We start from the raw sequence: 18,823 nt of genomic DNA, 5'->3' as shown, positions 1-18,823 counted from the left end.
AGTGGCTTGCCTCCATGATGCTGTAGCCACCCCACCACAGCTGGCTGCGGCCTTGCGCATGGGGAAGCGGGACGCAGCCAATCTGCTCTCGCGCACCTAAGTGGACAAAATGGATGAATTTCCGTTTTGTCCATTTTTATTTTCATGCAACTCGTTGTTAATTAGGTATCTCGTTCGAACGATGTCGTTGGGGCAATCGCTGGTGCTAGAATGCTTCCCAGGTCTCACAAACCCATCCTTAATATTCAAAACGATCGTTTTTCATCAAATATTCAATGGCGTAATCTTGGTATGCTTTTGACAAATGCTTAAAATCTTTCAGGTCGTACGCACCGCCGTCCGTGCTTTTATCTGGAAAAACAAGCAATTGCTCGGCTTCCAAGCGGTATGTTTTGTTTTCCTTGTTTACCATAATGACCTGTACTTCAGCAGGACTGACGTCTCCTTTGCAGGCTTTTTGCGCTATGAGCCAGACTCGTATATGCCTGATTTCTCGGGATCGAAATGAGAATTTTATAGCTTTATGGACTTTTTGGATAGTCCCTGCCCTTCTCAATACTCCGAAGCATAATTGCCCACTACAGGCAGATAAGTTCCATCTTCGTTGAGATAGCGCCATTTCCCGTCTTGGGAGACCAATAGTGGAAAGATGCTTTCCTCAGACGTCCAATTGTAGTACACGGATGTGCGGAATATGATATGGTCATACTCCACCGGAACAACGATATTGCCTTGAGAATCTGCGATACCATATTTTCTCTTTTGTTCGAGAAGCAACCATTTCCCGTTCTGAATTGTCCGCATCTGCTCGTAGTCAATGGGCAGTAGGATTTGGCCACTTTTCACATTACCCAAACCATATAGATAACCTCGACCTTTGCGCTTGGTAAGTTTCACTGTTTCGCCCACAAAAAAAGAATCTTCATGGTTCAGATCCAGATTGTCAAAATCAAATTCCATCGGAAAAACAGGCTTGCCCTGCTTGTCTATATAGCTCATTTTAAAAAGGTAAGTATTCCTGTCGCCATCCTCAGATCTACAGACCATGGCCACGTCCCCGACAAAATCAAAGGCCCAGTCGTACTGTGGTTTCACAACCTGCTTTCCATTGTCGTTGATATAACCATACCCGTTTTTGTTATATATGAGTGCCATACCCTCCTTGAAACGAAACAATGTGGGTTCGCCATTTGGATTTTCGGGCAAATACCCGCTTTTGATCCACGAAAGGTTATAACTTCCCTGAAGTTCTTTTTGTGTTCGGATATCATAAAGCTTCCCCATATCCTCGTTGTCGGCCACCAGCAAAAGATGTGGAGATTGCACGGGATATACCGCCTTGTAGGCCAATTTTTGCGATGACCGTTTTCTGTGATCCCACAGGAGGTACCCCCCATCTTTTATCTTCAGCAATAATACATCAGACGTTACGCTATCTATTTGCGCTATATCGGCATCAATCAACTTTTTCCCTTGCATATCGTAAAGGTGGTACGAAAGCGCTCCGGAATAAGGGGCATGTGCCTCAGAAAATAGGTTAGCTTTGATGGCTTTTTCGCCTCCGATCGGAAAGACATCGAGATGGGTATAGAGAGGCGGAACGATTTCCCTACGCTGGTCAAGGTCAAAAATCCCTGCCTGATCATTTTTGGTGAAAACTATAAAATTATCCGGCAATCCGTAAGAATACGACACCTTGCCACAATCTTCCAGCAACAGGTTTCCACTTAGGTCAAAAGCCGATATCAGCCCATTTCTATCCGTCTGTATTGTTTTGCGTGCTTCTTGTTTATTGTTCTGGGACTGGGTGACATAAACCGTGTAGAATGCCGGTTCAATGTACGTGTCAGTTTCGGCAAAATACAGGCCATAATAGCCCCGATTTTTGACCTTGAAAATAGCCAGTCCATCGCTACCGGAGGAGTAGAAATAATCGTTTATATGTGATATGTCCGCATTTTCCAGTTCCAGCAGAACATCCTGCTTTTCGTTCAACAGATAGGACACATTGTTTCTCTTTCCAACAAAATAGTTGTCATACACCATGATGTGTTCATAGGCATTGGGAATAATGGTACGTCCCTCCCGATCGGTCACGCCTTTTTTGTCCGCCTTGGTCGTGATGAAGTATTGGCCATAGTAGCCTAAATACGAATTGTCGTTTGGCAATTCAATCAGGTCATACTCAAATGGGATTGTTAGGTTTCCTTCTGCCCCAAAAGCCCCGTATTTGTCATTTTCTTTCGTGACCAATACACCCTCCATTAGCGTACCATGGAAAAATTCTTTTTGTGTAGGGATATGGACAATGACGGGCTTTCCATCCTTGGAAAACGAAGCGACCCAATGATCATTGCGCATCTGGTGGTGGGCGTGTTCATATTGAAAGGGAACGAGTACTTTTCCATCCCAATCGATGATGCCCCATTTCCCGTTTCTCTGTGCGTACAGATAGGACGAGCGCATGGCACATCCCCCACAGTAATCGAAGCCATCATAGGCCTCTGTCGTGGTGATCTTCTGTTGGTTTTTGTTGTAGAGATGCCATTTTCCTTCCTGCTTCACGTCAAAGTATTCGCCATCCAGATAACCGATCTCTTCAAAAAAGGGTAAAACGGTCCTGTCGGGCAACAGATAACTCACTTTCCCGCTTTTTGACAGTTTCCAAAAATTACGGTTCTGTGTATCGATGTAGTCATACCCGGCGTCCAACAGCACTTCGGCTGTCGGAGAGAGCATACCGAAACCTTTCTCGGTGCGGTATTGCAGAACCGATTTGGGCAACAGCTGAGGGTTTTGCTCCAGTTCATTTTTGTAGTCTCCAATAGTATGCTTATCTCCGAGACTACTTCGACCTCCAGCAAGCACCTCAAATCTCTTGCCCTCTGTATTGATATAATATACCGTGCCATTCTCCACGACCTTGGCTACCCCATTTTCAAAAGGAGAAAGGCTGATCTGATCGTCCCTATAAGGAGAGACCGCAATCTGTGCGACCGCTGTCAAGGAAAGGCACGATAGGGTCAAAAAATAAATTATAAACTTTGTCATCTTTCTATTAGTCTTTATTGGTGCTGTCCGAAACCCGAAAACTATTGCCTCAGTACCATTCCTAATAATGCTTCTCCTTTGCCTTCATCGGATATCTTTTTCCATCTTCACCTACGAAATAGTACCATTCTCCTTCCTTAGCGATGATCGGCCAAGTCTTCTCTTTTCCCTCAAAATTTCTATCGATCCTGTCGTAAATCGGTTCGACCTTGATGATGCCGGACTTATCTGCCAACCCATACTTTCCTCCTTGTTGGATCGTGATGTAGGGATAGTCTTCGCTGTACGAAATGTAATTGTATTGGGCATCCAATACCGCACTTCCATCTCGGCGGAACAATCCCGTCAAATCCCCTTTCCGGAATTGCAAAAGATCATCTTGTCCGCCAGTTCTTTCCACCAGATCAAATTCAAAAGGCAACACCGTTTTCCCTTGTCGGTCGATCATACCATAAATGTATCTGGGTCTCGAACTTTGTGGGTCGTCTACTTCTTTGGCGCCGATGGCAAAGCCTTCGTAAAAATCATCCACCTGATCGAAACCCTCAAAGCGTATTTCTTTGCCTGTTTCATCGATAAAAAGATTTCCTTCGGTGGCATAGATTTTTTTCAAGCCGTGGTAGAAGTGTCCATGGGGCAGATCGTTCATTTTTGGGAAACGCACCAAAAGGTACGATCCGCGTGTTTTCCAATCCGTGTTTTCGTAGATAATACGGCCCTCCGGATCAGCAAGCTGGTAGAGGTCTTTTGACTCCAACAGCAAAAAAACATCTCCCACCAACATTGCATCGATCACATCTTCTGCGAGAGGTGTTTCTTTTCCAAGCTCAAGATCGTAAATGGATGTTTCGGTTTTGTAGTCCTTCCTTTTTCTTACCTTGATAAGCCGGTCGTTCAACACATCGATATATTGATCGTCAGGGGGAATAATGATCTTCTTCTGCGCTAAGTCAAAAAGGCCTATTTTTTCTCCCAAGGAATTATCGCCTTTACCGGCCATAAAAGAGATAAACCGGTCACGCACGTCAAATTGCTGGTCCACCGCTTTGCGCGAAAATTTATAGGGGCGGTCGTGTTCATATTTTACTGGCAGGATTTCCTTGCCCTCCTCGTCTAAGATTCCCATCCTTTGAGTTGAGCTTACTAGATATAAAGTATTTCCCTTGTAATAATGCGGACTCACGCGATCATATTTTCCTAAAGGGACAATGGGTTGTTGGTCATTATTATAAATACCCGTCGAGTTACCTTTGGTCACTTCGATCAGGTAAGGACGTTCTTCGATTTCGGCTTCATATTCCCTGCGTCTCATTAGTTCCTCTGTCACCTTTTCATTTTGCACCTGTGGCGGGGCAAATATAGTCGGAGAGGAACCCGTTTTAAAACCGCCACTTGCTGAAAGTAGGCTGACCTTGTCAAACTCTGCAGGCAATTGGGGAGCTCCCTGAGTGTCGATTGTTCCGAATTTCCCGTCTTTTTTGACAATTGCAATTCCTCTCGTAAACGTTTCTATGGCTTCGTAGGTAGGTGCAATCAACGCTTGATTCGATGCCAAGTCAAACAGTCCATACCGGTTATTTTCCTTGAAAAAAATCAAATTTTGCTGGTGTGCCGAAGTGTATTGGTCGTGCCCGGAAAGCAGAACATGGCCGGAGGTATCCAGTAAAAAAGCTTTTTCCTCCTTGTATCCGATGAAAAATGTCTGGTGTTCCGTTTTCAGATAGCGCATATAACGGTCATATTCTACGGGAACGACCACCTCACCGTTTGTCCTCGCGACACCCCCCTTGTCTCCGTCACGTATTTCGACAAAATCATCAGAGACAAAATCCCTGACGTATTCATACTTGGGCGGATGCAGGATTTCTCCGTCTTCCAGAGAGGCCCATCCCCAAAGCTTCCCTTCGGCAATGGCGACAGCTCTCCCGTTGATGGCTTTCGCATCCTGAAACTGTAAGGGAACAGTAATTTTTCCATTTTCGTTCGCCACGCCAACTTTACCATCTTTGTGAAGAATAATGGTTCTGTACGTATAATCGATCCCCTCACGCCATTGTCCCTCATATTTGGTCTCCAGCTTGATTCGGTCATATTCAAACGGCACAATCAGGGTGCCATCGTTTTTCAGCACGCCATAGTATCCGTTTTGTATCACAACAGAAAGGCCTCCCGCACGCTCTTCCACCTTATCGATCCAATGCTTGCCATCGAGGTGATAATAATAGTTTTGTCCGTCCTTTTTTATCTTCACCAAGGGCGATAGGTGAGCGCCAAAGGCAATGGATTGAACGTTCTGTTCCTCCTGTGGCAGGCAGACCGTCGCTTGTAGAAACAATAGTATGATCGCTATATACCTCATCTGTCAATACTTTAGTGATTAATTACCATCTTAATTGCATAGCAGTTTCTTTAAGGCGTTACAGATACATGTCCTCTATCAATAGCACACCACTTTCGTGTTCATTAATGCGTATGTTGAACACTTGTCCATATTCCATAATGCCTTCCATTTCAAAGTCGTTACCACTTTTTCTGATGAGCACGGTATTTTCTCCCCCAAAAAGACCATATCGCCGGAAGAAATGCAAAGCCATCATCGTAACTTCATGTTTGCTCGAGAGGGGAAGGTAAAGGACTTGCTGAGCATGTCCGCACTGTTCGCACGGGCCAAAATCGATATAGGTGTACCGAATGCCATTTTCAAAATTGAGTTCAGTTTTCGCGCAAAATTCTTCGGTCTGTCCCTCCGATCTCTCAAAGACAACAGGAGACAAGCTCTTCAGGTAATCTTCCAGCATAAAGCCGGCGCCATGTGCAAGATCAGGTGGTGGAATGATCGCCAAATAAGTGTTCAGGACATAACCATATTGTCCTTTCATCCTCACTTTTGCCCAATTCGAGGATTGCCGATATTCAGGTAAGTATTCGTCCGAAATCCAATGCTGTTCATTGTGTTTATACATCGTTACCCCAACATTTTTACCCTCCAGCATTTCTACGATCTCGATCACTTCCCCATATCCAAATCGAGCAACGGAATCAGTCGCCAAGGAAGGCTCTGCATAGACCGCAATTCCTTCTTCTTGCCATACATACATGTTTTTCGTCGGATGCGGTATGCCGGCATGCGTATTCGCAGGAAGATGCACAGCAACGAACAGGTATAGCCATCCAAAAAAAATAATGGTCTCCATATTCCTAACCGGAAATAATGCGGGTATGCTCTGACAGCATCTCATAGCGTGTGTATTTATAAACAAAGGTAACGGTTTCGAAAGAGAGAGCTTATCCCTGTTTTCGTGGATTTTCGGTTTTCGTTTAGTGATTAGGTTGAATGGATTACCAGATTTTTGATATTATATCGAAGTTATTGCATGTAATCGACAGCGGTGTCCCAAACTTAAGCCATACCCCTCCTAGAAGCCAAAGGTGCTTATTGGGCGGTCAACTTGTTCGGGAAGGTTTTGTTCATTGTTGCTGTGTTACCCCAATTCTGTCTTCTCCTCTATGGCCTGGCCGATTTGAATGTAGCTGTCTTTGTCCAATTCTCCCCAAAGCTGTGCCCATTCTTGTTTTACGCCTCTTCTAATTTCCGTTAAGGTTTCGTCATCCTTCTTGCACGTATAATAGGGTACTCCATCGGAGGTTTCCTGGGGAAATACCTGTAAGGTTTCCGTTTTTCCATGTATCATGACGTCTATGGTGAAGCTATTATTGGTTTGCTGTATCATGTTCTTCTTTTTTATTAGTTAGCTGTTGGAAATTTAACACATAGGATAGGCCATTGTTTACCATGACTGTAATTTTAAGGTGACCTATGTGCCGTTTTGTTGGATGTACCGCTTACAATACGGATATTTATAGCGTAAAAAAATAATATGATGCATAAACTTTACGCTTTTTCGTTTTTATCAATGCTTTTGTTCTATGGTACCCGAGCCATCGCCCAATCAACCTCATTTGAACGAGATCCCGAACATAATACCACGGCTACCTATGAGGAGGTTGTAAACTTTTACCAGCAGTTGGATGAGCAATATAAGGAGGCCAAGCTGTTTACCTATGGAAAAACCGATGTAGGTAAGCCGCTGCAGGTAATGGTATTGTCTAAGGACGGCGATTTTGACGCAAAGAGCATCAAGCAAAAGGGAAAGAGCGTAATCCTTTTCAATAACGGGATACATCCCGGTGAGCCGGAAGGGATAGACGCTTCCATGATGTTGGTGCGCGATATGCTGAAGGAAGGGCGTGTGCCAGATCGGGTGGTGTTGTGCTTTATTTTAGTTTACAACATAGACGGCATGCTCAATCGCGGTCAGTCCAGGGTAAACCAAAATGGCCCAAGGGCATACGGTTTTCGCGGCAATAGGCAAAATTTCGACCTCAATCGCGATTTCATCAAAAGCGATTCGCGCAACAGCAAGGTTTTTCAGACCATATTCAACGCATGGGATCCCGATGTCTTTATGGACAACCATTCCAGCAATGGGGCAGACTACCAGTATATCATGACCCTGATAGATACGCAGCGGGATAAACTAAACCCGATACTGGCGGAATATATGCTGAAAAACTACACGCAGGAATTGTACAAAAGAATGGAAAAGGAGGACTATAAGTTGATTCCCTATGTCTCTTTCCAAGGTGAAACGCCCGAATCGGGCATTGTAGCCTATTTGGAAAACCCACGTTATTCGACTGGTTACGCCGCTTTGCACAATACCATAGCCTATATGCCTGAAACGCATATGTGGAAGCCCTATGAACAACGTGTCCAGTCTACCTACTCCCTGATGCAACATTTGATTGCTATTACCACCGAGCAAGGAGCGGACTTGCTAAAGACAAGAGCTGCAGCAAAAAAGGCAGTGCAAGAACAGGAATCTTTTCCGCTGGCTTGGGAAGTAGATACCACCAAGTACAGCAATATTCCTTTTTATGGCTATGAAGCCGCACATGAAGAAAGTGAGGTGAGCGGTTTAGATAGAATGTATTACGATAGGTCAAAGCCATATACGCGCGAAATTAAACTATACGACCGCTACAAACCGACCATTACGGTGCAAAAACCCAGAGCCTACGTCATTCCCCAGGCCTATGAAAAGGTGATTTCACTTTTGGCCCTCAATGGCGTGCACCTCGATACCTTGGCACGTGATACGGTCATCGAAGCAGAGATGTATTATATCAAGGATTTCAGTACCGGGTCCATGCCTTATGAAGGCCATTATATACACAGTAAGGTGCAGTTAGAGAGCAAAAGACAGCAAGTACCCTTTTATGCGGGCGATGTCATAGTGACCACAGACCAAGAATCAAATAGGTACATTGTGGAAACCCTAGAGCCCCAAGCGGTGGATTCCTACTTCAACTGGAATTTCTTCGATGCCGTATTGGGACAAAAAGAATATTTTTCATCCTATATCTTCGAGGATGAAGCGGCCAGGCTGTTGAAGGAAATCCCGAAATTGGCCGAGGAATTCCAAAAAGAGAAAGAAAGAGATCCCAAATTTAAGGCCAATGGACGTGCACAATTGGACTGGATTTATAAGCGATCGCCTTATTATGAAAAAACGCATATGAGGTATCCCATTGCCAGGTGCTTGCCTTAGATTTGAGTTGACATTATGATAAAACGTAATTTTCTTGTTGATGTATGGGAAAAGCTTAATAGAGTTATGTTTTTTATGCCTTTTATGTTAAATTTATAGCTTTGATTCACGAATGCATTAAATGTAAATCGAACTTAACCATAGGCACCATGAGTAAAACACAATCAATCTACCTACTGGCATTTATTTCCTTTTTTTGCCACGGCATGGCCATAGCGCAAACCTATGATGATCCTAAAATAAAAGAAAAGGCCGGTGCTATCCACGCGGCAGCGTTGAGCTTGGATACACATGGCGACTTGCCTACCTATGCTATTGGAAGGCCCGATTTCGATATATCGGAAGAACATGATGTGAAGACTACACGTTCACAGATAGATTTCCCTAGAATGAAAAAAGGGGGGCTGGATGCCATGTTCTACGCGGTGTACCTCGGACAGGGCCAACGTACGCCCGAAGGCAATGCGCTAGCAAAGGAAAAGGCCCTGAAATTATTTGACTTGATTCATGAAGCCGTCAACAAGCATCCCGATATGGCTGGTTTGGCTACCACTCCGGAAGATGCCTATCGCTTGAAGGATGAAGGGAAGCTAGCCATTTTCATCGGCATAGAAAATGGATGGGCTATCGGCAAGGACCTTTCTTTATTGAAAACCTATTATGACCTGGGAGCGCGGTACATGACGCTGTCCCATACCACCAATAATGATATCTGCGATTCATCAACGGATCCAAAGGGGGCGGAGCACCATGGCCTGAGCGATTTTGGCAAGCAGGTGGTGGCAGAGATGAACCGTCTGGGCATGATGGTGGATATCTCGCATACCTCTGACGAAACCTTTTACGATGCCATCAAATATTCCAAGGCGCCCATCATCGCATCGCATTCATCAGCAAGGGCCTTATACAATCATCCGCGCAATATGGACGATGATATGATCAAAACCTTGGCAAAGCATGGGGGAGTGATACAAATGAACATGCTGAGCGGTTACCTGAAAGATGGAAATCCAAAACGTGCGGCGGCCATGAAGGCCTTGAGGGAAAAGTATCCGAATAATGCCAATCTTACCGACAGCGAAAAGGAGATTCGCAGAAAGGCCATGGAGGAGATTAACAAAAAATATCCAGAAGAATTGGCCACTTTACAGATGGTGGCCGACCATATAGACCACATTGCTAAACTGGTGGGAACAGATCACATTGGTATAGGTGCTGACCTGGATGGCGGCGGTGGCGTCATCGGCATGTACGATGTGAGCAAAATGGGCAATGTGACCTATGAGTTGGTAAAAAGGGGCTATAGTGAGGAAGATATCAAGAAGATCTGGAGCGGTAATCTCTTTCGCGTGATGAAGGAGGTAGAGCAGGTAGCCCAATCGCTGCAAGCCCAATAGGCCTTTCTATTTGTCGAATTATACCTGATTTTTTAATCCCATATTTTCAAAATAATATGGGATTATTTATATTAGCAAACGACAAGTATGAACCACCTAATAAACATATTGTGTGCGTACATGGCTTTCCTGCGGAGCGCCTGTGCCAATATTCCGTGATCCTTTTCCTGTTTTTCTGGGAATTTTACCCGTTTTCCCTTTTTTCTGGTTTTGCAAGCGGCGATCGTCACTCATAGTCTGTCATTGGGCTATTGCCGATGATTGTATAGCTTCATATTATCTAATTGACCATTTAAAATATGTTTAAAAATGAATCATATAGCGATTATTGGATTGGGTAAGGTAGGCTCATTGGTGGGGACTTTATTGTCGGAAGATTTTCAGGTAGAAGGCTTGGATCGCTTTTTATCTTCCGATGATTTCACTTTTCCCGTGGTAACAGGCGATGTAACCGATGAGGCCTTGCTGAAAAGCTTTTTGAAGAACAAGCAAGGGGTAGTGTCCTGCCTGCCTTATCACTTAAATATAGGCGTGGCAGAAGTGGCGCACGAGTTGGGCATCCATTATTTCGATTTAACGGAAGATGTGATGACCACCACAGCCGTGCGCAGGCTGGCCCAAACGGCACGAGGGGCTATGGTGCCACAATGTGGCCTCGCGCCTGGTTTCATAGGTATTGTAGGGGCAGATCTCTGCAAGCGCTTCACCAAGCTGCGCGATATAGAACTACGCGTTGGGGCACTTCCCAGGTACCCGAACGGACTATTGGGGTATTCCTTCACTTGGTCTCCCGCTGGGGTCATCAACGAGTACATTAAGGATGCCGAGGTGATACACAATGGGGTACGCAAGTTCGTGCCCTCCTTGGAGGGAATAGAAACTATTAATATAGAAGGGCAAGAGTTTGAGGCTTTTTCAACGTCCGGAGGCTTGGGGACATTATGTGAAAGTTTGGAAGGTAGGGTCGATACGCTCAACTACAAGACCATCCGTTATCCCGGACATGCCAAGCTGATGCGCTTCCTGTTGTATGAATTGATCCTGAAAGACCGCAAGGAACTCTTGGAAGAAATCCTCACGGAAGCCAAGCCTCCCGTGCGGGAAGACGTCGTATATGTATATGCCGTGGTGGAAGGCTGGCAAGGCGACCAATTGCGTCGCGAAGAGTTTTATGAAGCTTATCTTCCCCGGGAGATACACGGGAGGGAATGGAGGGCAATATCCTGGACCACGGCGGCTTCCATGGCAGCCGTAGTGGAGTTGGTATTCAATGGCAGTTTGCCTTCGCAGGGCTTCATCAAGCAGGAGGATATCACGCTGGAACAGTTCTTGGCCACCAAATGGGGAAGCTTCTATGTTGCCCCTCGCGCGGCCAATCAGGTACAACTTAAAGCAGTCTAGGTATGAAATCCGAAAGAGTGAAAAAATGGGAAAAGGTGCTGGACGGGCTCATGGGCCGATACCGTCAGCGCGTGCCCGATGTTGGGGCTATTATAGCCGCCATGAAAACGGAGGGGATCATCGATTCTGAAAAGGAAATAGAAAACGATCACATTGCTTTCCGCTCCTTGGGTGTGCCTCATCTGGGGATAGCCTCCATGGAAAAGATCTTTTTGTATTATGGATACGAAAGGAGGAATTTTTACCAGTTTGACGAGAAGAAGCTGGATGCCTATTGGTATTCCCCGCCGAGGGAAGACTTGCCCAGGATCTTTTTGTCCGAATTGCGGGTACAGGATTTGAGTGACAAAGCCCGGCAAGTGATTCATCGCTATACGGACGTGGTGCAGCACGATCCCGTAGATAGCTTGGATTTGGAAGACCCAATGGCTGTAGATGCCTTTTTGCACACGGCCCAATGGCCGGTACCCACCTGGGAAGACTATCGGGCATTGGCCAATGAGAGCGAGTACGCTGCCTGGGTGATATATAATCGCTACTACCTGAACCATTATACCTTGGCCGTGCACCATTTCAAGCAAGGTTATAATACCATTCCAGAATTCAACAATTTTTTGGAACGTCACGGTTTTAAGCTCAACGATGCGGGCGGTAAGGTCAAGCAAAGCCCCGATGGAGGCCTCTTGCAGAGCAGTACGGTGGCCGGAAAGGTCGAAGCGAGCTTTGCCGATGGCAGGAAAGAATGGATTCCAGGTTCCTATGTAGAATTTGCGGAAAGACGTGTGCTGGAACCATACAGGCATTTGCCGCCAGACCAAGTGAAACGGGAGTACCGACGGGAAGGTTTTGAGGCGCAGAATGCGGATAAGATCTTTGAAAGTACCTATTTGGGGCAGGTGAGGAAAGAGGTTTAGGGCTAGTAGATATTGGGTTATAAGGCGTATGGTATAGGGCTGTAAGGTAATAAGTCGAACGTTTTAAGTTGTAAATTTTTAGGGGAATTAGGCCAAAGCATATAAGTCAGATGGCTGATTGCCGATAGCTAACAGCTAAAGAATTAAAAAATGAAAGATATACTATTAGCATTAGGGATAGAAGAAATAAATAAGGGAACTTCTACGGGAAATGATTGGCTGGACTCATCGGGAGACAGGCTGAGCAGTTTTTCTCCGGTTGACGGTGAGCGCATAGCTACCCTGGTAGAAACCGATGAACAGTCTTACGGGAGCGTTGTGGATAAGGCCCGGTTGGCCTTTGGGCAATGGCGTTTATGGCCAGCGCCCAAAAGGGGAGAGGTCTTGCGGCAAATAGGAGAGGCCCTACGCGAGAAGAAGGAATACCTGGGCAAATTGGTTTCCTATGAAATGGGCAAGAGCCTACAGGAAGGCTATGGGGAGGTGCAGGAGATGATAGACATATGTGATTTTGCCCTTGGCCTTTCTCGCCAGTTGTACGGCCTTACCATGCATAGCGAACGGCCAGCACATCGCATGTACGAGCAATGGCACCCCTTGGGTATCGTTGGGATTATCTCTGCTTTCAATTTTCCGGTGGCCGTATGGAGCTGGAACAGTATGTTGGCAATGGTATGCGGTGATGTGTGCATTTGGAAAGCTTCGGAAAAAACACCTTTAAGCGCCCTGGCTTGCCAAAAGATCGTGGCAGAGGTCTTCTTAGCCAATGATGTGCCCGAAGGTGTTTGTAACCTGATAAGCGGTGGACGATGGCTGGGGGAACGTATGGCACAGGACCATCGCATTGCGCTGGTATCGGCTACGGGATCTACCCGAATGGGAAAGGAAGTGGCAGCTACGGTAGGTGCCCGTCTTGGCAAGGTACTGCTTGAACTAGGCGGCAATAATGCTATTATTATCAGTCAACATGCCGATTTGGATATTGCCGTTCCTGCGGCCGTTTTCGGCGCTGTGGGCACGGCAGGCCAACGTTGTACTACTACCCGTCGGCTCATCGTGCATCAACGCATTTATGCCGAGGTGAAAGAGCGATTGAAAAAGGCCTATGGCCAGTTGCGCATAGGCAACCCCTTGGATGAGCATTACCATGTAGGCCCCTTGATAGACAAGGAGGCCGTAAATGCCTATGAGCAGGCGATAGCAAATTGCTTGGCGGAGGGAGGCAAATTGATTACCGATAGCGGTGTGCTTGAGGGTGCAGCTTTTAGTAGCGGTTGCTATGTGAAACCTTGCATTATGGAGGCGCTTGGTACGTATGCTACCGTGCAGAAAGAGACATTTGCTCCCATTCTCTATTTATTGTCATATACGGAGTTCGACGAAGCTATAAAGATTCAAAATGCGGTGCCTCAGGGCTTATCTTCATCGGTCATGACTTTGAACTTGCGGGAAGCAGAAGCTTTTTTATCTGCGGCAGGCTCCGATTGTGGTATTGCCAATGTGAACATAGGTACGTCCGGAGCCGAAATAGGAGGAGCATTTGGCGGTGAAAAAGAAACCGGTGGCGGGCGCGAGAGCGGGAGCGATGCTTGGAAAAACTACATGCGTAGGCAAACCAATACGATCAATTACGGGAGTAGCCTGCCTTTGGCACAGGGCATCAAGTTCGATTTATAACAAGGCTAGCGGACAGGCAAAAATGATACTGAAATTAAATGGTTGAAAATCAAAAAGCTATTGTTTCTCATAGGGAGGCGCTGTGATTTTTAATAAAAAAGATTTGCGCAATTGCTAAATATCGTTACTTTTGCCTCACCTTAAAAAAAGCGATGCTTTTGATCGGGGTGTAGCGTAGCCCGGTATCGCGCCACATTTGGGATGTGGAGGTCGTAGGTTCGAATCCTGCCACCCCGACAACACTTACACTAAGTAAGGTCAAAAACCCGCAAATTGAACGAATTTGCGGGTTTTTTATTTTTTTCCATACTAATAAACCCCAAAGAATACCAATCAAAATGTGAGTAATTGCGTGAGTGATTTTGATGATTTAATTTTACTCACCTATTAGCGATTAACTAATTGTATTTCAGTAATTTGAATACAGTTGTTTTGATGCTGATTGTTGCTGTTTGATACCCTTTTGAATGCACATAGGTGAGTAGTGTGTGCCGAGCCGTGCTAAAGTGTATCAGTTAAACAAAAAATAGATTGGTATGAAAAGTAGGAACACCTTTGGAATCCACTTCGTCTTGCGGATTCCCAAACAACAGAAAAACGGCATGGCAACGGTGTACGCAAGGATAACCGTGAACGGTCGCAGGTCTGAAATCTCCCTTAAAAAGAAAGTTGCCCCCAAAGAATGGGATGATGCAAAGGGCAGGGCAAAAGGCAAGCGAGAGGAAATCGTAAAGCTGAACAGCCACATCGAACGGGTCCGGACACTCATTGCCGATGGCTACCATGAATTGGTACAGCAACGGAAAACGGTTACCGTGGATGCCGTCAAATCGCTTTTTCTTGGCGAAGCGGAGGAAACGATGACCGTGCGCATGTTGGTCGATTACCATAACAGGGAGACGGTGCATAAATTGGCGCATGGTACGATGAAGAACTACCATACTACCCAACGGTATATCGAGAAATTCCTCAAAGAGAAATACCGCAGGAACGATATAGCCTTGTCGGAACTCAATTACAGGTTCATCATGGATTTTGAGGGCTATCTAGGGCTTGCTAAACAACTATGAACAAATTAAAATTCAGTATATTAGAGCGTCCAAACACGAGTTCAGATGCAAGGAAAAGTAGTCAAAGGGCGCAAAAAGCTTGCAGCGACGCCCAATTACGTGAGCCCGGCCCAGCTAAAGCTGGAGGGGTTTGACACCCCATTTGAGCGTCGGCTCAACAAAAACAACCGCTGGGTACGACTGGCCGAAGCCATCCCCTGGGATAAGATTGTACCCATTTACGACCGAACGTTCCGCAGTGCCGAGGGTCGCCCACCCATCAGCGGCAGGGTTGTAATCGGTGCGATGATCATCAAGCATATCGAGTCGTTCACCGACCGGGATACCGTCCAGCACATTACCGAAAACATGTATATGCAGTACTTTCTGGGGTATAGTAGTTTTACCGATGAGCCTCCCTTTACCGCACCGCTTTTTGTCGCCATCCGTAAGCGGATGACATTGGAGTTAACGGGTAAGATAAACGAGGTGATAGTAAAGCATTGCATGGAGGCCAGTCAGGATCTCCCACCGGAGGCTAATGACCCCATACCCGATGGCGGAAACCGTGAGGATACGGGCTCGGTTCCACATGGGGCCCAGCAGGATCCCGTATTATCCGTACCCCCGCCCGCCCACAATAAAGGGAAGCTACTCATGGATGCTACCGTAGCCCCGCAGCATATTACCTTTCCCACCGACCTGAAAGTACTGGATGCGGCCCGCCGCAAGAGCGAGGAGCTGATAGACTTGCTTTATTCACCGGCACTGCACGGCCCGGTAAAGCCACGCACGTATCGCAAGGTAGCCCGTAAACTGTTTCTGGGTACAGCAAAGAAGAAAGCCAAGTCGGCCAAGGCCATATACAGGGCAAACGGCAGCCAGATACGGTTTTTGAGGAGGAATCTGGGCCATATCGACAAATTGCTGGATGCCTACGGCAGCTTCCCCCTCACCCCGTCGGAACAAAAGTACCTGATGGTACTGCATACGGTCCATGGGCAGCAGGACTACCTGCACCGTAGCCAGAGTAAAACAGTGGAACACCGTATCGTGAACATCCACCAACCACACGTGCGCCCCATCGTTCGGGGCAAGGAAAAGTCCAAGGTGGAATTCGGCAGCAAGCTACAGGTCAGCCTGGTAGAAGGGTTCACGTTCATTGATAAGCTGAGTTGGGATGCCTTCAACGAAGGGGGAAGCCTCCGGGAAAGCGTGGAGCGCTATCGGCAACGTATGGGCTATTATCCAAAGGAAGTATTGGCCGATAAGATTTACTGTAACAGGGAGAATCGAAAATGGCTGGCCCAGCACGGCATAAAGCTATCGGCAAAGCCCCTGGGGCGCCCGGCTAAAGCGGCAGTGGCAGACCACATAAGACCGGGTGATCGTAATCCGATAGAGGGAAAGTTCGGACAGGGAAAACTGGCTTATGGCTTGGACTGCATCCAGGCCAAACTCAAAAACACCTCGGAATCTTGGATTGCCTGTATAGCCTTAGTGCTAAACCTAGTCAATTTGACTAGGCAGGCACTATATTGCCTAGTCCGTATCATTTGGGACTGCATCTACGAAAAATGCAGTCCGATGGACAGGCTGAATGGATATGCGCCAACTCCAGTTATTTAGCAAGCCCTATCTACGAAAGTACAAACCGAAAGATCACCACAAACCGCTCAATAACAATGGTATCATGAAGCACATTGAGCGATTTCGCAAGATGGTCAACATGGCTGTAATGATGGACTGGCTTGCGAAAGACCCTTTTGCCAAATACAAGCTCCACTTTGATAAAGTGGAAAGGGGGCATCTAACACAACAAGAACTGGACATACTGGCTGATAAGACGTTTTCCATCGAACGCTTGCAATCGGTACTCGATATGTTTCTTTTCAGTTGCTTTACAGGGCTTGCCTATATTGATATGGCAAACCTTACAAGGGGCAACATCGTGAAAGGCATAGACGGTGGGGATTGGTTGGTCACCAACAGGCAGAAAACGGAAACGGTGGTTAAAGTACCCCTTTTGCCACAGGCATCCGCACTCATAACGAAGTACCATGACCATCCGAAAGCATCCAACGGTGATAAACTGTTCCCTGTAATTTCCAACCAACGGATGAACGGATATCTAAAGGAGATAGCGGACATATGCGAAATCAATAAAACGCTTACATTCCATATCGCACGACACACGTTTGCCACCACGGTCACATTGAGCAACGGTGTACCCATCGAATCGGTGAGCAAGATGCTCGGACATACGAGCATCCGCACTACGCAGATTTACGCAAAGGTGGTCGAACACAAGTTGAGCGAGGATATGCAGAATCTAAGGGAGCGCATGGCAGCCGCAAGGTAAGCCAACGTAAAAATCCCCCTGAATTAAGTAATTTTGTAAGAGACAGCCCAATAGGTGACTGTCTCTTTTTTATTTCAAGTGTTCAAAAGTGATTGCCATGAGGGATACCTATTTCAAGATACGCCGACCTTTCAGCAGAAGAAAACACCGATACGACATCGGTAGCCCCATCGGGTTTTGGAACTACTACGATGACAATCATTTTCTTACACGGCTGTACGTAATAGGTAACGAAGAACAGGAACAATATTATCATTATCACATGGAGTATGCCGTAAGCACAGGGAAATGTACCGAAGCAGAGTTTTATGAACTCGTAAGGGAAATCGTGGCAGACCATATCGAATTTATCCGCAAACAATCCCCCTTTTCCCGTAAACATGCCCGGAACCGTGTCAACCTAAAATGCCTGCGGACATTCCGTGACTATCTCATATCAATCAATACCTACGGCTACCGTGATCCCGTGGACATCACCATCACACGGTACGATTCGGAGATTGCCTCGCTGAAAAAGGAACTTGCGGAAAAGGACGAGCTTATCAAGGAGATGAAAGCATTTGAAACCGACCAAAAAATCAGGATAACCAAAGGCTACCTTTATCCCTTTGTTGACATCATCCAGCAATTGCCAGTTTTGACACTTCCGGAAAGGGATGATACCCATCTATTAGCCCCATCGACCGAAACCGTTTGGGTGAAGCTGATATGTAAATATTTCCAACATGGGGAAGAAGAAATCAACCAACAGACACTAAGGAGTTATTTCCCTGCAAACAAAGATAATCCGGGCGTTAAATATCGGCTAATACAGGAAAAACATAAATTGTATAGCATCGTGACTAAAAAGAACGATGTGAAAGGTAAATAATGCTTTCTCTCCTTCACTAATTCCAAAAACTTCCATTTTAAACAGAAGATGGAAGTGACCTATAAGTGACCAAACGCCCACAATGGTCATCTTTTACCTATCGTTCCCCCTTTACTTTGTACCAAAAGCGACTGGAAATGTATTTGGATTCCGGTCGTCTGAAACATGGTTTAACGTAAAGAAAAGGAGGAAAGATGAACGTAGAGCTTATCACGAGGGATGACCTCGAAAAATTCAAAAAGGAACTGTTCGAGGAAATCAGAAAGCACAACCCTCACCCGAAAAAACATGGACACGAGCCGAGGGCATGGCTCAAAAGCTACGAGGTGCGCAAGTTGCTCGGCATATCGGCGGGTACACTCCAAAACCTGCGGATGAACGGTACGTTGCCCTACACCAAAATCGGTGGACTGATGTACTACAAATACGAGGACATCCAAAAGCTGATGGAGGGAGGGGAAGATGGCGAATAGCACCTGTAAAGAGCGG

General features: G+C 46.2%; 16 protein-coding genes and 1 tRNA gene. 11 read left to right on the top strand and 6 right to left on the bottom strand.

Annotated elements, in window-relative coordinates; genetic code table 11:
* Window positions 1–238 precede the first annotated feature (238 nt).
* The 5 genes from A37S_RS27085 to A37S_RS24340 form a co-directional block, all read right to left on the bottom strand.
* Window positions 239–412: a hypothetical protein gene (locus A37S_RS27085; RefSeq protein WP_157278558.1), complete on the bottom strand. Its 174-nt coding sequence runs from the start codon at window positions 410–412 to the stop codon at window positions 239–241.
* 140 nt (window positions 413–552) lie between these two features.
* Entirely contained in the window at window positions 553–3,051 is a 2,499-nt protein-coding gene (locus A37S_RS0110230; protein ID WP_084163851.1) for a WG repeat-containing protein, read from the bottom strand.
* Window positions 3,052–3,112: 61 nt separating this feature from the next.
* Window positions 3,113–5,410, bottom strand: coding sequence for a WG repeat-containing protein (locus tag A37S_RS0110225; protein WP_028296896.1), 2,298 nt, complete (start codon window positions 5,408–5,410; stop codon window positions 3,113–3,115).
* A 58-nt stretch (window positions 5,411–5,468) separates the two neighbouring features.
* Window positions 5,469–6,290 (bottom strand): hypothetical protein, encoded by an 822-nt coding sequence (locus tag A37S_RS0110220; RefSeq protein WP_169719471.1) that lies wholly within the window; start codon window positions 6,288–6,290, stop codon window positions 5,469–5,471.
* A gap of 243 nt (window positions 6,291–6,533) precedes the next feature.
* On the bottom strand, window positions 6,534–6,782 hold the full coding sequence (locus A37S_RS24340) for a hypothetical protein (protein ID WP_051292992.1): 249 nt from the start codon (window positions 6,780–6,782) through the stop codon (window positions 6,534–6,536).
* A 147-nt stretch (window positions 6,783–6,929) separates the two neighbouring features.
* Here A37S_RS24340 and A37S_RS0110210 point away from each other — a divergent pair, with 147 nt between their 5' ends.
* Window positions 6,930–8,663 (top strand): M14 family zinc carboxypeptidase, encoded by a 1,734-nt coding sequence (locus A37S_RS0110210; RefSeq protein WP_245586352.1) that lies wholly within the window; start codon window positions 6,930–6,932, stop codon window positions 8,661–8,663.
* A gap of 149 nt (window positions 8,664–8,812) precedes the next feature.
* Window positions 8,813–10,060, top strand: a complete 1,248-nt coding sequence (locus A37S_RS24335) for a dipeptidase (RefSeq protein WP_036602154.1) — start codon at window positions 8,813–8,815, stop codon at window positions 10,058–10,060.
* A 96-nt stretch (window positions 10,061–10,156) separates the two neighbouring features.
* On the opposite strand, the gene A37S_RS27470 is transcribed toward A37S_RS24335, so the two are convergent.
* Window positions 10,157–10,294 carry a hypothetical protein gene (locus A37S_RS27470; RefSeq protein ID WP_169719470.1) on the bottom strand — a complete coding sequence of 46 codons (138 nt, stop codon included), beginning with the start codon at window positions 10,292–10,294 and terminating at the stop codon, window positions 10,157–10,159.
* Between the two features lie 75 nt (window positions 10,295–10,369).
* Here A37S_RS27470 and A37S_RS24330 point away from each other — a divergent pair, with 75 nt between their 5' ends.
* From A37S_RS24330 to A37S_RS0110160, 9 genes are all read left to right on the top strand, one after another.
* Window positions 10,370–11,461 (top strand): saccharopine dehydrogenase family protein, encoded by a 1,092-nt coding sequence (locus A37S_RS24330; protein WP_051292987.1) that lies wholly within the window; start codon window positions 10,370–10,372, stop codon window positions 11,459–11,461.
* 2 nt (window positions 11,462–11,463) lie between these two features.
* On the top strand, window positions 11,464–12,375 hold the full coding sequence (locus A37S_RS0110195) for a DUF1338 domain-containing protein (protein ID WP_028296893.1): 912 nt from the start codon (window positions 11,464–11,466) through the stop codon (window positions 12,373–12,375).
* Window positions 12,376–12,525: 150 nt separating this feature from the next.
* Entirely contained in the window at window positions 12,526–14,052 is a 1,527-nt protein-coding gene (gene amaB / locus A37S_RS0110190) for an L-piperidine-6-carboxylate dehydrogenase (RefSeq protein WP_028296892.1), read from the top strand.
* A 163-nt stretch (window positions 14,053–14,215) separates the two neighbouring features.
* Window positions 14,216–14,289 (top strand) — tRNA-Pro (locus tag A37S_RS0110185).
* A 299-nt stretch (window positions 14,290–14,588) separates the two neighbouring features.
* Entirely contained in the window at window positions 14,589–15,122 is a 534-nt protein-coding gene (locus tag A37S_RS24325) for a phage integrase SAM-like domain-containing protein (protein WP_084163850.1), read from the top strand.
* 45 nt (window positions 15,123–15,167) lie between these two features.
* Window positions 15,168–16,730 (top strand): IS5 family transposase, encoded by a 1,563-nt coding sequence (locus tag A37S_RS24320; protein ID WP_051292985.1) that lies wholly within the window; start codon window positions 15,168–15,170, stop codon window positions 16,728–16,730.
* Complete coding sequence (locus tag A37S_RS24315; RefSeq protein WP_157278556.1) at window positions 16,702–17,463, top strand: tyrosine-type recombinase/integrase; 762 nt, start codon at window positions 16,702–16,704, stop codon at window positions 17,461–17,463. The genes A37S_RS24320 and A37S_RS24315 overlap by 29 nt, the downstream gene beginning before the upstream one ends.
* A 97-nt stretch (window positions 17,464–17,560) precedes the next feature.
* Window positions 17,561–18,334 carry a hypothetical protein gene (locus tag A37S_RS0110165; protein ID WP_028296891.1) on the top strand — a complete coding sequence of 258 codons (774 nt, stop codon included), beginning with the start codon at window positions 17,561–17,563 and terminating at the stop codon, window positions 18,332–18,334.
* A gap of 194 nt (window positions 18,335–18,528) precedes the next feature.
* A complete protein-coding gene (locus A37S_RS0110160) occupies window positions 18,529–18,807 on the top strand; it encodes a helix-turn-helix domain-containing protein (protein ID WP_028296890.1) in 279 nt (92 codons plus the stop codon).
* Window positions 18,808–18,823 lie beyond the last annotated feature (16 nt).

Origin of the sequence: Olivibacter sitiensis DSM 17696 (assembly GCF_000427965.1) — a bacterium.
Classification (GTDB): Bacteria; Bacteroidota; Bacteroidia; order Sphingobacteriales; family Sphingobacteriaceae; genus Olivibacter; species Olivibacter sitiensis.
The sequence above is the reverse complement of the archived record's forward strand: the minus strand, read 5'-3'. Positions and strand labels throughout refer to the sequence as shown.